Genomic DNA, 17,915 nt, shown 5'->3' on the forward strand with positions numbered 1-17,915 from the left:
AATTAATCACCATGTGAGTTCTAAAATATAATACCGCTCAAACCAAGCGATCTGGCCCAATAGTTTTGGACACCTCGTTAAGTGAGTAAACTAAACTCACGGAGGTGATATAGAACAAACAACGTAAACATTATTCTGACGAATTAAAAGAAGAAGCGCTTACATTTGCCGAAAAAGTTGCTGTGGCTCAAGCATCGAGAGAGCTTGCTGTTTACAGCCTTCAATAATATTACTGGCGAAGCTCTGCTGCTAAAAAAGTGAGTTTGTCAGATAGGTAAAATTCGTTAGCAGCAGAAAATACCCGTTAAAAATGGTAATTAGCAACTCAAGCTGAATTAAAAGTGCAGACGTGCTGCACTTTTAATTAAACGTACTTAAAGTGGCTTATTGATCCCACTGCGGGGCAAAATCAGGGGTTGCTTGGCGGTCTCCGCAATCGAGAGCATCAATACGGGCAATGTCTTCCTCATCCAGTTTTACCGCTTTATCATTAAAGTTATCTTCTAAGTTTTTACGCTTAGTTGATGACGGAATGGTTGTCATACCATTAGCATTTTCCCATGCAATCACCACTTGCGCAGGGCTTGCCCCGTGTTTATTAGCAATATCGATAATGGTTTCATCGCTTAATACTTTACCGACTACAAATGGCATATAAGCAGTAACATGAATGTCGTGTTGCTGACAAAACGCACGCAGCTTAGTATTAGTTAAATAAGGGTGCACTTCTATTTGATTGGTAAATATTTCTCGTGCGTCAAGTGTTTGCATGGCTGCTTTTAAATTAGCAATAGTGAAGTTCGATACCCCAATATGCTTAGTTAATCCAAGCTGCTTTGCCGTTAATAACTCAGTTAAATACTCGCTCATTGGTTCATCGTTTGATGGCGCAGGCCAATGGATCAACAATAAATCGACAGAATCGAGTTGCAGCTTGTTAAGAGACTCTTTCACACTGGCGATAAAATCGCTTTTATTGAGTTTGTTATTCCACACTTTGGTGGTAATAAATAGCTCGTCTCTGGGAATATTACTGTCTTTTATCGCTTGGCCAACTTGCTGTTCATTGCCATAAATTTGTGCGGTATCAATATGGCGAAAGCCAACCTCTAATGCCATTTTTACAGAGTCATAAGCGGTTTTCCCTTCGAGACGAAATGTCCCCATGCCTAAGTTTGGCATTTCTATTACGCGTTGTGTCATGAATTTATCCTTATAAGATGATCGGTTTAAAATACAAACTTTGTTAAGCTTCGAAATACACCTGTTACTTTGTTCATTTAAAATTTTGACCTCATGTAAGGTATGAGGCCATAAACGTTAGTTTCAAGGGCTGATATATATGCCCATTATCTGGGCTGAATGTCACGCTTATCCAACAACCCACTGTAACGCGTAGCCATAAGTGCCAACACTGAAATAACAGCGCCAATCCACGCGGTGTCTTGCAGGCTCATATTCTCAACAACACTGCCGCCAATAATTGAACCCAATGCGATACCAATATTAAACGCAGCGATGTTTAACCCTGATGCCACATCAACCGCGTTAGGTGTGTGTTTTTGTGCCTGTTTAACAACATACAGTTGCAGCCCAGGTACGTTACCAAATGCAAATGCGCCCCAAACTAAAATGGTCAGCACCGCGGCTACTTTTGAACCCATCGTGAAAGTAAATAACAGTAAAATAATACTCAGCGCGCTAAAAATAATAGTAAGCGCACTTATAGGCCCACGCTTATCTGCTAATTTTCCACCCCAAATATTACCCACTGCCACAGAGGCCCCGTATACCAACATAATTAAACCAATAACCGAGGGAGCAAAACCCGTTTGTTGCTCTAGAATAGGTGCTAAATAAGTAAACGCTGTGAACGTGCCGCCATAACCGAGTATCGTCATTAAATATACCAGCAATAAACGTGGTTTAACCATCACTTGTAATTGCTCTTTAAACGTTGCAGGCGCTGACTGCTTTAGGTTTTTAGGCACTAACATTACGCTGCCAATTAATGCAATTAAGCCAAGCACCGACACCACTAAAAATGTTGCCCGCCAACCAAAATGTTGACCAATCCACGTACCCAATGGCACACCTGTTACCAGTGCAACGGTAAGGCCAGTAAACATAATTGCAATGGCGCTTGCCTCTTTATCTTTACTAACCAAACTGGTTGCAATCATAGCGCCAATAGAGAAAAACACCCCATGGGCAAGCCCAGTTAATATGCGCGCTATTATCAGGGTTTCGTAGCTCGGCGCTTGCCAGGCAAGTAAATTACCGATCACAAACAGCGCCATTAAACTTATTAATACAATTTTACGATTCCAACGCCCAGTTAGCGCCGTTAATACCGGCGCACCGATAGCAACACCTACAGCGTATAAGCTCACTAATAGCCCTGCTGAGGGCAAACTAACGCCCAAATCTCCCGCAATAGTAGGCACTAAACCGACGATTACAAACTCTGTGGTTCCTATCGCAAATGCGCTTAAAGTAAGCGCCCATAAAGCCAATGGCATCATTACATCCTCATAGTTAAAGTAGATGTCTAGTGTGGCTAAAAAAACATTTGCAAAAAACAGCGTAAATGACAAAATACTTTTGTTAATTATGAAAATATAGTGTGGTAATTCTGATGGCTGTTCATGCGAAAACAGAAGATCTAGAAACGTTTATAACCGTGGTTGATTGTGGGAGTTTTTCGGCCGCCGCTAATTTACTGGATCAGCAAGTTGCGAAAGTATCACGAGCCGTCTCTCGACTAGAAGGCACCTTACAATGCACGTTATTAAATAGAACAACACGCCGCTTAGAACTTACTGAAGAAGGTCACACCTTCATAAAATACGCTCGCGAAGGACTAAACACACTTTATTGTGGCGAAGAAGCAATTAAGCTTTTAAAACATGCACCAAGTGGCCGCCTGCGAATAGATGCCGCAAGCCCATTTGTACTGCATCAACTCATGCCATTAATTGCAGAGTTTAGAAAACAATACCCGCAGATAACTCTTGATATCACTTCGCACGATAATATTATTGATTTATTAGAGCGTAAAACCGACTTAGCCATTCGTATTGGCGAGTTAAAAGACTCAAACCTGCATGCCCGTAAACTAGGAAATAGTAAGCTGCGAATAGTTGCTGGCACTAATTATTTAAAAAACACGCCGCCTATTCGCACTGTCAACGATTTAAAAAACCACACACTCCTCGGCTTTACCGATGCCACAAAGCTTAATCAATGGCCATTAAAAGAGCCTGTAAAATTGACCTTTGATCTCAGTGCCAGCAGCGGCGAAACAATCAGGCAACTGTGCATTGCAAACCAAGGCATTGCCCTACTTTCAAACTTTATGATAGCCGAGGATATAAAAGAAAATCACTTAATCGAGCTACTGCCCGAGTCGCTCAGCACACCAAATAATCGCGAGCCAATCCATGGCGTGTATTATAAAAGCGGCGCAGTGTCTTCACGCATCACCGCTTTTTTAGACTTTATACAACCACGGCTGAGTCTGTAATAGTTTAAATTGGGCTGACAAAACACTTTTTGCTACTAAAACCTCATAATTAGATTTATAAGTGACTACTTTTATACAAATTGCAAGTGCACTTCTCAAGCCGCTATTTCAATACTGTTAGCGCTTAAAATAGTGGCTTAAATTGATTTACTATCCTGCGCGTTGGTTACTTATCTCTATGTTTTGGTAAGACTTTTATTTCTACTGTGTTCCATCATTTTATTATCTAAGAGGCTGACGTGCTGTTCGTTATCGAACTCAAAACAACTGCGTGCCCATAATAAAAAGCAGCATTCCATCGGGTCAATACCGCACTTCCCCACAAATTTAGTAATTAAAACTCGCTAAACTTGACTATGTACTGCAGCGCACAGACAACTGTGGCAAATAAGCTAAAACTAAAGCGGTTCATTCAAATCATCGCCTAGTTGGCAACCTCAATATCAGCTCTAAAACACGCCAACATTTAATATTGTCGACCCCATTAAAAAGGATAACTATTATGTTATGTAGCATGAAAATGCTAGAAAATTGCGCTATCGCTGCTACCGATGGTGTGATCGGTAAAGAAAAAGATTTTCTATTCGATGATTTAGCATGGGTGATCCGCTACTTCGTTGTTGAAACAGGTTCTTGGCTATCCAGCCGTCAAGTTTTGATCTCACCAATTGCGGTGCAAAAACCAAATTGGATAGAAAAAATTCTACCCGTGTTGATCAGTAAAGAACAAGTTAAGAACAGCCCAACTATCGATAACGATAAACCCGTATCACGGCAAAATGAGGCCAGCTTACTCGATTATTATGGTTACCCTTATTATTGGGTGGGCGAAGGATTTTGGGGCGGCGGTATTTACCCATACTTATTGTACCGTGATCACCAACACCTCCCACATACAGAAGCAGGTGCACGCAGCGCACAACTGACTCACCATAATGTTAAAAGTGAAGATAATAAAAAAGCTGACCCAAATTTGCGAAGTTGCAAAGAGATTATTGGCTATCATATTAACGCTAATGATGGTGATATTGGTCATGTCTCTGGGTTATTAGTAGAAGAAACAACGTGGGCGGTTCGTTACCTGATCATCGATACCAGTAATTGGTGGGGTGGACATAAAGTGCTCGTGCCACCAGAGTGGATCAGCGAAGTATGCTGGCTCGACAATACCATCAGTGTTGATCTCAACCGCAAAGTAATAAAAGATGCACCACAGTATGATGATAACCAGCAAATAACCCCCGAGTTTGAAACAGCCATATATCAACATTACGAACTAGCGGGTTACTGGGACAAACTAGCAAAAGCGAAAAAGGATTGCTGAAATGATCGGCTTTCAAGTAACGCCTAGCGAAAAACATTTGGCCAAAGAGCATATTCAATAAATAAAAAAAACACCACTCACTAAACTAATGAGTGGCTTTTTATTCTTCGTTATTTGCTGATAACTGAATCTAAAATCGCATAGGCGGCTTTGACCCGTTCTACGTTGGGGTAATATTTGTTTGCTAACATAACAATTCCAGCATTTTTTGCCGGAATAAATACAATATATGCGCCAAACCCGTTCGTTGAACCTGTTTTATTGATCCAGCCATTATGCAAAGCTACTTGAGGAGGATTATTAATATCGATTGGTTGGGGTTGTGTAATGGTTTCAACTGAATTTCCAGCTAACAGAGCAGTCAAGTTAGTTGGTAAAGGATACATTTCCCATGCTAGTCCTTGCGTGAAAGTGCTCGCTTGATAATAGCCCTTCCTAGTACTTTTCAAGGCCGTATTGATTTTATCATCGAGAGAGACTAACCCTAAATTCGCTTTAATAAATTGCACCATATCTGCACTAGTAGACTTAATGCCATATGCTTGTGCATCCAGCATACCGGGATTTACTCTCACAGCATCGCCTGAAGAATTATATCCAAATGCATAATCATCCATTTTATTCGCTGGAACATTAACAAACGTATTTGACATACCTAACGACGGTAATATTTTAATTTCCAGAAACTGTGCATAATCAACTTTCATACTTAATGCCGAAACATAACCAAATAAACCTATACTTGGATTTGAATAGAGTCGTTGTGAATTTTCAGCAAAAGTTGGCTGCCAAGATTTATAATATTGCATCATATCCTCGTCAGTCTTAACATTATCAGGGAACTGTAAAGGCAGACCACCTGCTGTATAGGTAGCTAACTGTGTAAGTTTTGTGCTGCCAATAACGCTATTTTTCAACTCAGGTAGATATTTATCAACAGTATCATCAAATGATAAAGTACCATTGCCTTGAGCATAACTCGCGAAGGTTGCAGCAAAGGTTTTACTGACCGATCCTAACTCAAACAGTGTATTCTGTGTTACTGCTTGGTTCTTTTGTTTATTCGCAACACCATAATTATAAAACTGTGACTTACCATCAACAATTATACCCACCGCTAAACCAGGAATTTGGTACTGCTGCATTAAGCGCTCGGCTTGCTTATCGACTGCTTTTCTCAACATTTGATTATTATTTTCAGCCCGAGCATCATTAAACATCACTATAGTTGCAGCTAAAGTAGTAATAACAAGCTTGTTTAAAATTATTTTCATTGTATCTCTCGTTAATGAATAAAATAGCCACGTCAGTGCAAGCATATTGCAATAAAAACTCAACACTCGGATTGAATTCTGGCGCCTGAGTTCATTCAAATATTGTAAATGGAGTATATTAATATTTAGCTTAGCCTCGTTTTGCAAATGGTAGAGATGAGCATATTCAAGAGCTACTCGTTCTAAATGCAAAAGTCAGCAAAGCCGCCGCTATTTTGTGAGTACGGCTATTAATTTTTACTGAATTAAAATACGGTGTTGGTATTAAATTCTATGCTCATAAAAAAATGAAATGCACAAATCGTCTTGATTTGAGCTCACTACTCCCAAAGCTCAAATAATTAAAGACGAAGAATATGGCTATGTTTTGCTGAATGATTTATACAAATGTGAAATTAATACAGCCAATGTTGTATGCAGCATAAATTAACAAACTAACACTTAGGTTATAGCAGAGAGTCGCCTGTTTTCTATGAATTATCCTGCGGAAATACACATGATATAGTTCACACAGAGTCACTCGTAGCAAATTGCTCAACAAATAAAGTCGTTGTTGCTAACAAAGGCTACGATTGTAAAAAACTGAGAGAGTTGGTTCGTGATAACAACACGACACCCGTTATTCTACGCAAGGATAACAGTTTAATAGGTAATGAAGATATTGACTGATGCATGTACAAATATCGGCACTTGGTTGAAAATGCATTTGGCCGTATTAAGCAATATAGAAAGATAGCCACACAGTATGAAAAGCTTGAACGAAATTATCATTCAATGCTCGCTTTAGCATTTACGATGATGTGGCTACCAATGCGGGCTGATCAATATATGTACCACAAAGATCAACAGTCCCTAATGACATAGCGCTCTCAGTAGCCTTAAACAACAAAATATGATCCCTCACCAACGAGCGAAGAACCACAAATAGTAGAGAACATCTATTATCTAGCTCCTTGAATATTTATCGAATCTATCTGTCGATAATGCCACTCTGTCCTTAATTAAGCTCAAATAATGCTTTGCGAAAACTGGTTAGATAATTAACGACTCTATTATTTTTGCTGGGGTTTTCTGTATGATTTTTTCGTGTCAGGTTCTAAAGCTGCGCGCTTGCTTGCCGCTTCTTTTTTTAGTGTTTCAGCAGACTTTTTATCATCTACTTTTTTATCATGAGTTGGATTTTGCATAGTTGCCTCGGAGTTATCGCCCCTCACGTTAATGTAAAAGGCCGAGATTTAAAGCCTAGTTTATAAAGCTCCCCAGCTCTGTGCGCTACAACACTTAAATGTTTTATTATCGCTGGATGCTCAATAGACGCTGGTTTATCACTACTATGTCTGTAACAGGTCGTGAGCACGCCTTATAAATCAAGTGTGCTCGCGACCTGCATGAACGATGGTGTGAGAGTTGGAAGTTAGAAACCTCCGGCTACCCGATTATGTTTTTATACGTCAACCTTACTGATAGTACCTAGTGCAACGGCAACCAATTTCTCACCTTTTTCACCCAAGGCATAAACTTTACACTCACAAGTAGCTTGCCTTTTGCCTGATGATAAAACAGTAGAGCGTGCAATTAATGATTTACCTATCGCAGGGCGCACATAATTAATTTTGTATTCTGAGGTTACACATTTACCTAAAACTGAAGCCGCTGAAAAGGTAATACAGTTATCCGCTAAATAACTTAAAACACCGCCGTGCACGAAACCAAAGTTTTGAGTTAATTCGTCACGAATAACTAGAGATAATTCAGCTTTACCTTCATCGAATTCTGTAAGTTCAGCACCCAGCAACATACTGAATGGCTGCTCTCTTAATATTTTCTTCCCGTAATCAAGCATAAAACTCCAAACCTATTTGAAAATATCAACGCCGCGTTAAGGAGTGAGCAACGCGACTACTAACCTTCTTCATTACACTAAAAATCAATAAAATCAAAGCATAATGAAAATGCTACGCGTTGCGACCCCCTCTTGAACGCCTTGTTAGTTTTTATGCTGCGACAAGAACCGCTCTAACATTTCACCCACCAATTCCGGTGATTCTTGATGCGATGAGTGCGCCGTCAATGGAATATTGGCAAAACTACAACCTGCAATTTTCGACTTTAAAGCCACGGCCTCATCCAATGAAAATAAGAAGTCATTATCACCTCGCATTACTAACGTTGGGCAACGAATTTTTTCAACTAACTCATGTGGATAGCCAGATTCTGTTGTATCCAGCCAAACTGCTTTTACCATGCCTACAAGCTTAGGAAAATCTGGTTTAGGATTTGATGCCTCATAAAATGCAACATCATCTGCAAACCTTGATACCCAAAACTCAGCCGTCAAACCACTTAGCAATTCAATTGATGGGTCATCTGCCTCCAATCGCCACTGCGAGCCCAGTGTTACCAAACAAGACACTCTTTCTGGCTCTTGTGCTGCTAACCGATAACCCACAATGCCACCGTCACTAAAACCAAAAATTGAGTATTTCTCAATACCCAAATAACTAAGGACATGCTGGACATCTTGTTGATACTGCATGTAATTAAGTGGGAGTTCACCTAAGAGTGATTTGCCGTGACCACGAAAATCTATGCTTATCAACTGATAGTCTGCAGCTACATATTTGTGAATGGGACTTAACTCATTCAGCGAACCAAGGCCGCCATGAAGCATCAATAATGGCTTGCCATCATGATTACCTGAAAGCTCGTAATAAATCTCGGAGCCACTAACACTTATATAACCATTTTTATTTCTCATTTTGTCGACCAACTGCGTTTTTATTGATTTGACCTAAAAAAACTAACGAGCCTGTAGAATTACTCGTTTTTATTTTATTTTTATTGATGCATTAACCATAGCCGAGTTCCTATTTTGATTCAATCGACAACTGACTTTCACATAAAATATAAAAAGAAGATTTGCTGTTGTTTTAATAGGCGTTTTGCAAGGTATTACAGGTACTTGAGTGGCTTATTTAAGGTGAGAAGGGTTACCTATATTAATGTAATGTGTTTACGCATGCTAATATTAGCCTTCAAGCTAATCCTCATTTACTGCTCCTTGTGGAAAAAATCTTCAATTGAATTATGGTTTAGAGACGTTGCGCTTTAGAGGAATATAAGCAGATGCAGTACTAAAAACGTAAGGATTATTGCATAGCCCTGCCCTTTGTATTTGCCGTAAGCTACTTGCTTAACAGTCACATCGACAGACGAAGTAAACGAATTTGTTTATTGATTTAGAATTGACCGTCACTGAACAAAAACGGTCAAAAAGAATACTAGTGCCTATTGACAGAGTTAAGGCTCATATGTGTTAGGTGAATTATTCACTGTAACGACGGATAACAGATACTTTACCATTTTCAAGTTCAAGCACATCCAGAGCAATTTTGCTGTAGCTAAACTCTGAACCATCCGCTCGCTTACCCTTGGCGGAGAACTTGTGCTTGATAGAGACAGCATTAAAACCATACTGATAGTCGATAAGTTCCGCTTTATATTCTGTATGAACACCGAGATAACGCCCCATACCTTTACGCATCATGTCTTTGCCATCGGGTTCACGAGAGTCATCTGGTGCATTTGGGAAATGTTGATTACCAACGTCATCGGTAAGAAAGGATAAATAGTGTTCAAGGTCTTCCTCAGTTGCATTTGGCTGCTGAGTCATGACCTGAGCATTGAAGTAAGCTTTCACAAATGCATCGTAATCAAATTCATCAGCCAAAGTACTTGCACTGAAGAACGCGAAGCCTGCCAAACAGATAAATAATTTTTTCACGAAAACTCCTTATTAAAATATTCCAACGCCTCAATAACCGGCAGCTGTAACGAAGCGAAGCGGAGTGTAAGCTGTCCGGCGCCGTAGGCGCGTAGTTGATTGATTTGTTATGCTTTCTGAACCACATTTTCACGATACATAGCATTTTGAGCCTGAATTTCAGAAAGCTCTATTTCTGTCTTCTCTCGTAGTGCTGTGGCTTCAACCAACAACTGAGACATTAGAACTTCTCGATCGTTTATCTCATCGAGCGGGCCATTTAGAAGCAATGTATTAAGATCAACGAAGGGAGAAGCTTTTTCTTTGATGCTATCAGCTGCCTTAACTTTGTCTTCAACCTCTTGAAGCATAAGTTTTTGACGGGATCCGTCTACTGCGCCAGCAAATACGGCTAGTGTTTTATACGCAACTTTTAGCCCCTGAGCTGACCATTTAATTCGGTCCACCTCAACTGCTACTTGATGTGCAGTAACTGATAGCTGCCTTAGAGCAAATCTCTTTTCCATTTTCTGATTTTGATCAAAGGCTTTCTGGGCATGGCCAGCAGACCTGAAAGCAGCTATACAAGCAGCAGCGCCTCCTATTGCACTTATTACTGATGCTGCAGTTGATACGATAGTTGTAATTTCAGCCAATTTATATTCCTTTAATGCTTGGGAGCATAACGCTTTGCTAATTGGCTGCCGCAGCGCAGCGTAGGCAGTCCAGTGGAGGCCATGCTTTTTGTGGCCGGAACGAAATTAAGCAACTTGTTAGTTACTCTTAATAGTTTCATTTAACCAATTGATATAGTTAGATATTCTTACTTGGTATGATTTTCCGCCGTATAAGCCATGTTTAAAGGATTTCAAGTCTCCTTCAACATAATCCCAACTAAACAAACCTGTTAAGTATTGTTTTCCGTTTTTTTCAATTATCAGTGGTCCACCGCTATCACCAGAACCATCGATACCCTCTAGTTCAAGTGCATTTTTATTGTCATCTAATGTTATTGATATCCAGTTCCCCTCGGCTAGGTCAACTCTGTTCGTCATTGTTCGAAGTACTTTTTGTCTTTTAGTTTCGAATATCGACCCCTGCTTTCCGTCGCCAGTTGAGCCCCTGCCAAACGCCGTTATTTCCTTCCCTAACTCATCACTATCCGAATACAATGCTATAGGCTGAACATGCGATACATCTTCAGTCAACTTAATAAGAGCTACGTCACTTGTTGTTTTCATAAAGTCCATAAGTGGTTTAGCATCCCCTTCGAATAAAGAACTATTAGGTTTTTTAGCATTGTGGTGAATGATAACTTTCTCTATCGTGAATTTTTTTCCATGAATTACGATTTCCTTTCCCGTGTAATCAGAGAAAATCAAATGGGCAACAGTCACAATCCAATTTGGCTTTATCAATACGCCATGTCCCTCACCCGGCATATCTATTAAAAATTCTGGAACATTTTTTGCCAAATACTTATCTTTATTGACATCATGTTTAGTAACAATGGAAAAACATGGTAATGCTAGACTAGCTAAAATCGTAAACAAAATTATTCTTTTCATATATATCCGTAAACTCCGAGATTTGATTGAGTAACTAACGCCTCAATCACGCGCTTGTCGCGTGCATTGAATTGTTAGCCGAAAACTGACGCGAACCTAGCATGTAAGCAGCAATACCGAACCAACCCATTGTTGGGATGGCCCACATACGCTGTACCAACCCATTAATTTCTGACGGGATGAAGCCAGCATAAATCAGCCAAAACATGAACACATGCAGAAACGACACTGCTGCTGAAAAAAGTTCAAACGAAGGCGACTTGATGATGTTTTTGAACTCAAGTGAAAACGAAAGAGGTGCGATAATCATGAAGATTGACAGGTTGTAGAGCAAGTGCAGGGGTGTCTCTAACGTCCAAATTCCCGCACTGATCATGCTAAGACCAAGCAATAAAACAGATGCCATGGAAAAAGAAATTCGACTGGGTGAGGTCAGCTGTATTCCAATGGCAAAAAAGCACATGGAGATTCCGATCATGATATCAGCAATTCTGTGAGTATATGCAAATACAGGCTCTTCAAGTGCGACATGACTGATGCTCTTGGCAAAAACATCAAACCCAGGGATAACAAAGCCAAGGCCAATGTTGATAATCGAAGCGATCCAAATCAGGTGCGCCTGCTTTACTGAAGCTTTTGTAAAAAAATTCACTGGGTATCCTTTTCGGCTAACGCGAAGCACACGGGCGACAAAAACGCGTCAGCGGGTTTGGCGTCCCAGCGACCAACGGGAGCGAGTGATGCGTATTGTTAGGCATTTTTGCCACCTAAAACTGACCACTGCTGCCAAGAACCTAAAGCAAACAAGCCGCCAATAAACAAACAGATACCAGAACTAATTAACCAAAACGTTAAACTGTTTTCTGGGAACATTGGCATTAACCCGACGAAGGAAACGCCACGAAGTAAAAATATACCAGTAATAAGGATTAGCGCTAATTTTGTCAGAGGTAAACGTTTAATTGCGCCCGCGCCCGACAGGCCATAAAGCGCCCAAACCAAAAGCACCATGACAATAACAGAGGTTACAATTGTCGGATACCAAAACCCTTGCTCTGCCATCCGAGCCATCTGTTCGCCTGCACCAAAGAAACGATACCAATCGCCCCCGAATACAATACAGCCCAGATGAGCAAGTGCGGCAGCAAAACAACATATTGCCGCAGCCAGAAGATACTTGTTACTTGAAGTGTGCATCTTTCCTCCTTGAATGCCTAACGAGACTGTAGAATAACTCTAACAGTCAAATTCAATTAAAAAACGAGCTCCTGTAATTAACTCTAAGCACTTTTAAAGCATTAGGTAATGCATTTGGAACCCATAAAACGGGCTATTTTTCTTAAAAAAGAGAAATTCTACAGCCTCAACGCCCTGTTAACAGGCAAAAAATAGTTGGTTAAAATTAGCGACGAAGGAGCAAAACCAACTGTTTTTTGTCCTTGTTTAACAGCTTGTGTACGCCCGACATGGGCATTGACTTATGAGGTGAAAGTCCTCTGTAGGGAGATCACCGTTTAAATAACATACTGTTATTAAACGATAACTACTAGCGAATGGCAAGGGCTAAATCGCGAGAGATAGTCTGGAGGAAGCCGCTAGCAAATCTGCGAGCTGATGAACAAAAACATCATATGAGGCGTAGGCTGGAGACGAGCTAGCACAAGATAGCGAAGTCATGTGATCTAACGGCCACCGTAAATGATGCAGTTGTGCAGAGAAAGTTGATGCACCTTATTCGGGGAGATCTGATAAACACGCATCCGCGCTAACGCTTGGAGATTACCAGTTAGGGCCTGGTTGATCAACCCTTGGCGCTTCGGTTGCTGCGACCTATAGCGAGCGAAATAGCAGTAAACAAGCGTTAGTTTAGACGCGCTTTATCGAGTAATCGCTAAAGTGATTTATCAGAAGTCAGCAGACGGCATAGTAGCCAAACGCCCATCGTAATGGAGGGGACACGGTGAAGGCCTGAACATCTTAACCAGAGGAGATACTACAAATGAACTTGAATTCACATAGATCACCGTGTTGTGATAGTGATGAACAGCGTTCTACTGTGAATAATACCTCAAATGAATATAACCAAACAGATCATGACCTGATGGCAATGGTACTAAGCAACCACAATATTGGTGCAGCATGGCAACATGTTAAGCGCAATAAAGGGGCTGCGGGTATTGATAATATGAGTATTGAGGAATTTAATCACTTCGCTAAGTTACATTGGCTGGGTATTAAACAACAATTACTTAACGGCACTTATCAACCCTTGCCAGTCAAACGTGTGATGATACCCAAACCTGATGGCGGTGAGCGAATGCTTGGGATCCCCGCTGTTATCGACAGAGTGATCCAACAAGCCATTGCTCAAGTGATTAGCCCTTATTTTGAGCCTCAATTTTCACCACATAGTTATGGTTATCGCCCTCATAAAAGAGCCAGTCAAGCAGTGAACTATGTTCAATCTTGTGTTAAACAAGGTTATAAAACAGCGGTTGATATCGACTTGTCCAAGTTCTTTGATGAAGTAAACCATGACATGCTGATGAATCGTGTTGGTCGTAAAATCAAAGACAAAGCACTCATGCGCCTACTCGGTAAATACTTACGAGCGGGGATCGCAGAGCGCGAAACAGGTCTGTGGTTTGAGTCAACCAAAGGAGTCCCTCAAGGCGGGCCATTATCCCCTTTACTTTCCAATATTTTACTCGATGAATTAGATAAGAAGCTAACCTACAAACAACTTAAGTTTGCACGTTACGCTGATGACATAATCATTTTAGTAAAAACCAAAAGCGAAGGACTAATAATCCAACAGGAAATTACTGCGTTCATCACTAAGCGACTAAAACTCAAAGTGAATGAATCGAAAAGTCGGGTCGGTCCTGTATCAGGCTCGAAATTTCTCGGGTTTACCTTCCGTTACGGTCAAGTGCAGATCCACGAACAGGCGCTAAAGAAATTTAAAGCAAATGTCAGGGAGCTCACTAACCGCAACTGGGGGATCTCAATGACCCTGCAAATTCATAAACTCACACAGTATTTGCGCGGCTGGGGACACTATTACCTAATAGCTAACGCTTATCAGCTAACGGTGGATTTAGATCACTGGATCCGCCGTAGGATAAGAATGTGCTACTGGCGGCAATGGCGTAAACCACGCACTAAAGTACGCAGTTTAATGAAATTGGGGGTCAGTGAGCGACTGGCCATAGCATGCGGTATCACCAGTAAAGGCCCTTGTAGAAGCTCAAAAACAAAAGGAATTAACATTGCGCTAGGCAATAACTACTTAGTTTCACAAGGTTTAGTGTCATTGAGAGATATTTGGATCAACATTCATTACGGGAGATGAACCGCCCATTGCGGACCCGCATGATGGGTGGTGTGGGGGCTGGAGGTTAGAGACCTCCGGCTACCCGATTATGTATCTTTTTTCCGATTCCACAACAATGAAAGTAACATTACAATAGAAACCATAAATAACGTATATGCTGTTTCTTTGTCGGACGATAAAACGTCGTCCAATGAGTAAATTAGAGTGTCATCTAGAGAAAAGTCATACGCCATGGCAAAACTATCATCGTTTGGTAAAACAGAGATAGTGACGGAGCGACCAATTAAACTTTGCTTTTGATCTTCACAATTAGTTCTAGTAGAAAACTCTTCTAAGACTTTATAAGAAGATGAACTACCATTACTCTGTAACACAACTGTTGGTGAGCCATCCTTACTTCCTGAATTACAGCTTACGGATTCAATGACACCATTTTTATGAATTAAATCTGTTCTAGAGACTTCATCCTGAGTCAGCTTGAATACACCTAATCCCAAAAAAAGTATTGCAAGCAGAACCCAAATACCGAACTTCAATATTTCACCTTAGATACATAACAATTTTATAGTGCGCAAAGGGCGGATCTTTCTGCCGATGTCACGCTCATGTATACAATTAATCTATTATTAACAAATAACTTAACTCATTACCAACTATAATTTTTTATTGGTATTAAAGATATTCAGAAAAGAGAAAATGCGCTCGTCGCTCATTTTCTTGAATATGGGAGCCAAACAACCACACTGTATACATATACAGTATGGCTATTGGTAATGACATGAAAACGCGCTCCCCATTTTTAAATTATATCGCTGATTATATGTTGGTACGTCAGTATTCATTACGTACCGTGGACACCTACCTGAGATGGATTGCATCTTATATCCATTTTCATGATAAGCGCCACCCCGCCTCAATGGGAGACAATGAAGTCGAACGCTATCTAGAACACTTAGTGTTAGAGCAAAATGTTGCACCACGAACGCAAGCCACAGCACTCAATTCATTGTCATTTTTATACAAGCACATAATAAAAAATGAACTGTCGTTAAACTTAAATTTTGCCCGCAGTAAGAAACAAGCAAAACTACCTGTAGTTATGACGCCAGAAGAAGTTAAGCTGCTTATGACTCATTTAAATAAGCGCTATTATCTTATTGCAGGCCTTATATATAGTAGTGGTTTAAGAGTAATGGAAGCGGTGCAATTAAGAGTGAAAGATATTGATTTTGATTAAAAAATGATGCCATTACAATTTTGATGAGGATTCACCAAAAAGCGCATTGTGAGAACATAGTATTGGTAATTTTTAGATAATTAAAAAGGGAAATTTACAACACCCAATGTTGTTTGAAGCATAAACTGGCATAAGAACATACCTTTTTACTGGGCTACAGCGTAGCAAGTGAAATGTAAGTTGGCATAATATTGAAGCTTATAATGGCATAAAGTTACCAAATACAGGCTTTATGAAGCCAACCACATAAAAATACTGCCAAGTTTAATTGGCTGCTATGTGCCAGTAGCGGACTTTCGATGTATATACCAATCGCATTGCCAAAGGCATCAGCTAACGATTATCGTTAGTCGAATTTTAGATTGTACTTGACCCCACTTTGTGCACTCAAAGCTGTCATAGGATGTTCCTCATAAAGTTAAGAACGACAAGAAAAAATAGTTATGGTCTTAAGTACACTGCCAATACTGCTTGACGATGCCCTTAGATTTTAAACTGACGGTGTAGGAACGTACATTAGAATTAATGTGATCAAAAAATGACTTATCATTTTACGACTTGAAATCTTAATATTTACCCCCAAAGATAACTATTAAAAATATCCTAAATACAACGGGCAACTACTTTGAGCCGAGATAACTTTACTAAAAAAACAATAGAAACTTTAAAAGCTAGAGTTGCGCACAGATGCTCAAACCCAAATTGCAGAGTTCCTACCTCCGCTCCAGCCGAAGATAATAAGGTTAATAACATAGGGAGCGCAGCACATATTTTTGCAGCCTCTGAAGGTGGACCACGCCCTAACAATGCCATTTCTAGTGAAGAACGAAAATCAATTAATAACGGTATTTGGCTATGCTCCAACTGTTCTGTTGATATCGATAGAGATGAAAAAAGGTATCCTCCAGAACTTTTGAAAAAATGGAAAGCTGATGCAGAAGCACAAGCTAGAACAGAGTTAGGTCAAAAACTTCCTAGTAATACTGACGCTATTGATACAGTCGCAGCGGCTTTAACAGGTATGCCAAAAAATATCATAACCCACGCAATATCTAATGTTCATCAGGCCACTGAAATTAGCTTAAGCCGGCTAGACTCTCGCTTTCATATAAAAACTCAATATATAGATGGAAGCACCTCTATTGGTATATTTGCTAAAGAAAATGTGCCTTTAGCACTAAAAGTAGATGCTGAGTACACTCAAGAATATGCGAAACAACATCAAATGCTAATAGAGCATGGTAGTGATGTAGAAATAAGTACCAACGGATTGACTATAGAAGGATCAAAGTTATTTGAAGAAATCATAAAAGAAGCCGGCACTTTTAGTATTTCTTCTCCTAAAAAGAAAGCCATTCAAAAGCTATGGTTGGTTCAGGATGATACAAATTTAATTGAAAGCTTTGACGATATCCGAGGAGAAATATCTTGGGGAACAAAGTCATTTACATTTAATGGTTCTGCATGTGATGGGATTTTTTCCCTCAGCTACAATAAAGAAGTCAATGATGGTAAACAAGTTACGATCACAATGTCTTTGTCAACTGACTCATGGGAAGGTTTAGATATTCAACACCTGCCTTATTTCAATAAAATATTTTCCTTTTTCGATAAGATGGCAGAAGGATGGACATTATCAACTTCTTTAGAAATTGACGGACTCAATATTTTAAATAGCAAAGGAATGAAGGTTTCTACATGGGATTACGTACTGGACACTAATAGCTTCTTACACTATGTATATCGTTGTAAAACAATAGCCAATAGGTTTAATTTTCAAATTAACTACACGTCAGAAATCTCTTTTACTTCTGACGAGCACATGAATATTGTTGATATAGTAGAGATTATAGTGTAAGAAGCTATTAGTGTCCAGTACGTAATCC

The 17,915-nt window shown here is 39.9% G+C and carries 18 protein-coding genes and 1 pseudogene; 7 read left to right on the top strand and 12 right to left on the bottom strand.

Annotation, left to right across the window (positions count from 1 at the left end; translation table 11 throughout):
• Positions 1 to 384: 384 nt before the first annotated feature.
• Together dkgB and ENH88_RS19300 are read right to left on the bottom strand one after the other, a co-directional pair.
• Positions 385 to 1,203, bottom strand: coding sequence for a 2,5-didehydrogluconate reductase DkgB (gene dkgB / locus ENH88_RS19295; RefSeq protein WP_304184782.1), 819 nt, complete (start codon positions 1,201 to 1,203; stop codon positions 385 to 387).
• A gap of 146 nt (positions 1,204 to 1,349) precedes the next feature.
• Positions 1,350 to 2,522 (bottom strand): MFS transporter, encoded by a 1,173-nt coding sequence (locus ENH88_RS19300; RefSeq protein ID WP_304184812.1) that lies wholly within the window; start codon positions 2,520 to 2,522, stop codon positions 1,350 to 1,352.
• Between the two features lie 116 nt (positions 2,523 to 2,638).
• Between ENH88_RS19300 and ENH88_RS19305 the strand changes: the two genes are divergently transcribed.
• Both ENH88_RS19305 and ENH88_RS19310 read left to right on the top strand, forming a co-directional pair.
• Entirely contained in the window at positions 2,639 to 3,526 is an 888-nt protein-coding gene (locus tag ENH88_RS19305) for a LysR substrate-binding domain-containing protein (protein WP_304184784.1), read from the top strand.
• A 520-nt stretch (positions 3,527 to 4,046) separates the two neighbouring features.
• Positions 4,047 to 4,850 carry a PRC-barrel domain-containing protein gene (locus tag ENH88_RS19310; RefSeq protein WP_304184785.1) on the top strand — a complete coding sequence of 268 codons (804 nt, stop codon included), beginning with the start codon at positions 4,047 to 4,049 and terminating at the stop codon, positions 4,848 to 4,850.
• A gap of 110 nt (positions 4,851 to 4,960) precedes the next feature.
• Here the strand turns inward: ENH88_RS19310 and ampC are convergent, their stop codons facing one another.
• Positions 4,961 to 6,124, bottom strand: coding sequence for a class C beta-lactamase (gene ampC, locus ENH88_RS19315; protein ID WP_304184787.1), 1,164 nt, complete (start codon positions 6,122 to 6,124; stop codon positions 4,961 to 4,963).
• A 453-nt stretch (positions 6,125 to 6,577) separates the two neighbouring features.
• Here ampC and ENH88_RS23230 point away from each other — a divergent pair.
• Positions 6,578 to 6,793 (top strand): annotated as a pseudogene (locus ENH88_RS23230) (IS5/IS1182 family transposase); the annotation flags it as partial.
• Between the two features lie 3 nt (positions 6,794 to 6,796).
• The gene (locus tag ENH88_RS19320) at positions 6,797 to 6,988 is read left to right on the top strand and encodes a transposase (RefSeq protein WP_304184789.1); all 192 of its coding nucleotides are present in this window, start codon (positions 6,797 to 6,799) and stop codon (positions 6,986 to 6,988) included.
• 188 nt (positions 6,989 to 7,176) lie between these two features.
• On the opposite strand, the gene ENH88_RS19325 is transcribed toward ENH88_RS19320, so the two are convergent.
• From ENH88_RS19325 to ENH88_RS19360, 8 genes are all read right to left on the bottom strand, one after another.
• Positions 7,177 to 7,311 carry a hypothetical protein gene (locus ENH88_RS19325; RefSeq protein ID WP_257326201.1) on the bottom strand — a complete coding sequence of 45 codons (135 nt, stop codon included), beginning with the start codon at positions 7,309 to 7,311 and terminating at the stop codon, positions 7,177 to 7,179.
• A gap of 257 nt (positions 7,312 to 7,568) precedes the next feature.
• A complete protein-coding gene (locus ENH88_RS19330; protein ID WP_304184792.1) occupies positions 7,569 to 7,967 on the bottom strand; it encodes a PaaI family thioesterase in 399 nt (132 codons plus the stop codon).
• 144 nt (positions 7,968 to 8,111) lie between these two features.
• Positions 8,112 to 8,882 (bottom strand): alpha/beta fold hydrolase, encoded by a 771-nt coding sequence (locus ENH88_RS19335; RefSeq protein ID WP_304184793.1) that lies wholly within the window; start codon positions 8,880 to 8,882, stop codon positions 8,112 to 8,114.
• Between the two features lie 567 nt (positions 8,883 to 9,449).
• A complete protein-coding gene (locus tag ENH88_RS19340; protein ID WP_304184794.1) occupies positions 9,450 to 9,908 on the bottom strand; it encodes a nuclear transport factor 2 family protein in 459 nt (152 codons plus the stop codon).
• 107 nt (positions 9,909 to 10,015) lie between these two features.
• On the bottom strand, positions 10,016 to 10,543 hold the full coding sequence (locus tag ENH88_RS19345; RefSeq protein ID WP_304184795.1) for a hypothetical protein: 528 nt from the start codon (positions 10,541 to 10,543) through the stop codon (positions 10,016 to 10,018).
• A 117-nt stretch (positions 10,544 to 10,660) separates the two neighbouring features.
• Positions 10,661 to 11,455 carry a trypsin-like serine protease gene (locus ENH88_RS19350; RefSeq protein WP_304184796.1) on the bottom strand — a complete coding sequence of 265 codons (795 nt, stop codon included), beginning with the start codon at positions 11,453 to 11,455 and terminating at the stop codon, positions 10,661 to 10,663.
• A 46-nt stretch (positions 11,456 to 11,501) separates the two neighbouring features.
• The gene (locus tag ENH88_RS19355; protein ID WP_304184797.1) at positions 11,502 to 12,107 is read right to left on the bottom strand and encodes a DUF998 domain-containing protein; all 606 of its coding nucleotides are present in this window, start codon (positions 12,105 to 12,107) and stop codon (positions 11,502 to 11,504) included.
• A gap of 98 nt (positions 12,108 to 12,205) precedes the next feature.
• Positions 12,206 to 12,652 (bottom strand): hypothetical protein, encoded by a 447-nt coding sequence (locus tag ENH88_RS19360; RefSeq protein WP_304184799.1) that lies wholly within the window; start codon positions 12,650 to 12,652, stop codon positions 12,206 to 12,208.
• An 802-nt stretch (positions 12,653 to 13,454) separates the two neighbouring features.
• On the opposite strand from ENH88_RS19360, the gene ltrA reads away from it, so the two are divergent.
• A complete protein-coding gene (gene ltrA / locus ENH88_RS19365) occupies positions 13,455 to 14,810 on the top strand; it encodes a group II intron reverse transcriptase/maturase (protein WP_304184801.1) in 1,356 nt (451 codons plus the stop codon).
• Between the two features lie 68 nt (positions 14,811 to 14,878).
• Here ltrA and ENH88_RS19370 read toward each other — a convergent pair whose 3' ends face one another.
• Entirely contained in the window at positions 14,879 to 15,328 is a 450-nt protein-coding gene (locus tag ENH88_RS19370; RefSeq protein ID WP_304184802.1) for a hypothetical protein, read from the bottom strand.
• 242 nt (positions 15,329 to 15,570) lie between these two features.
• On the opposite strand from ENH88_RS19370, the gene ENH88_RS19375 reads away from it, so the two are divergent.
• Together ENH88_RS19375 and ENH88_RS19380 are read left to right on the top strand one after the other, a co-directional pair.
• On the top strand, positions 15,571 to 16,029 hold the full coding sequence (locus ENH88_RS19375) for a phage integrase N-terminal SAM-like domain-containing protein (RefSeq protein WP_304184803.1): 459 nt from the start codon (positions 15,571 to 15,573) through the stop codon (positions 16,027 to 16,029).
• Positions 16,030 to 16,654: 625 nt separating this feature from the next.
• Entirely contained in the window at positions 16,655 to 17,887 is a 1,233-nt protein-coding gene (locus ENH88_RS19380) for a hypothetical protein (protein ID WP_304184806.1), read from the top strand.
• The last annotated feature ends 28 nt before the right edge of the window (positions 17,888 to 17,915 follow it).

The sequence above is a fragment of the Pseudoalteromonas prydzensis genome, from assembly GCF_011050055.1.
Taxonomy (GTDB): domain Bacteria; phylum Pseudomonadota; class Gammaproteobacteria; order Enterobacterales; family Alteromonadaceae; genus Pseudoalteromonas; species Pseudoalteromonas prydzensis_A.

Excerpts from the sequence above, each read along its gene's own strand:
- dkgB (WP_304184782.1), bottom strand. The coding sequence starts at position 1,203 with ATGACACAACGCGTAATAGAAATGCCAAACTTAGGCATGGGGACATTT.
- ENH88_RS19300 (WP_304184812.1), bottom strand. The coding sequence starts at position 2,522 with ATGCCATTGGCTTTATGGGCGCTTACTTTAAGCGCATTTGCGATAGGA.
- ENH88_RS19305 (WP_304184784.1), top strand. The coding sequence starts at position 2,639 with ATGGCTGTTCATGCGAAAACAGAAGATCTAGAAACGTTTATAACCGTG.
- ENH88_RS19310 (WP_304184785.1), top strand. The coding sequence starts at position 4,047 with ATGCTAGAAAATTGCGCTATCGCTGCTACCGATGGTGTGATCGGTAAA.
- ampC (WP_304184787.1), bottom strand. The coding sequence starts at position 6,124 with ATGAAAATAATTTTAAACAAGCTTGTTATTACTACTTTAGCTGCAACT.
- ENH88_RS19320 (WP_304184789.1), top strand. The coding sequence starts at position 6,797 with ATGTACAAATATCGGCACTTGGTTGAAAATGCATTTGGCCGTATTAAG.
- ENH88_RS19325 (WP_257326201.1), bottom strand. The coding sequence starts at position 7,311 with ATGCAAAATCCAACTCATGATAAAAAAGTAGATGATAAAAAGTCTGCT.
- ENH88_RS19330 (WP_304184792.1), bottom strand. The coding sequence starts at position 7,967 with ATGCTTGATTACGGGAAGAAAATATTAAGAGAGCAGCCATTCAGTATG.
- ENH88_RS19335 (WP_304184793.1), bottom strand. The coding sequence starts at position 8,882 with ATGAGAAATAAAAATGGTTATATAAGTGTTAGTGGCTCCGAGATTTAT.
- ENH88_RS19350 (WP_304184796.1), bottom strand. The coding sequence starts at position 11,455 with ATGAAAAGAATAATTTTGTTTACGATTTTAGCTAGTCTAGCATTACCA.
- ENH88_RS19360 (WP_304184799.1), bottom strand. The coding sequence starts at position 12,652 with ATGCACACTTCAAGTAACAAGTATCTTCTGGCTGCGGCAATATGTTGT.
- ltrA (WP_304184801.1), top strand. The coding sequence starts at position 13,455 with ATGAACTTGAATTCACATAGATCACCGTGTTGTGATAGTGATGAACAG.
- ENH88_RS19375 (WP_304184803.1), top strand. The coding sequence starts at position 15,571 with ATGAAAACGCGCTCCCCATTTTTAAATTATATCGCTGATTATATGTTG.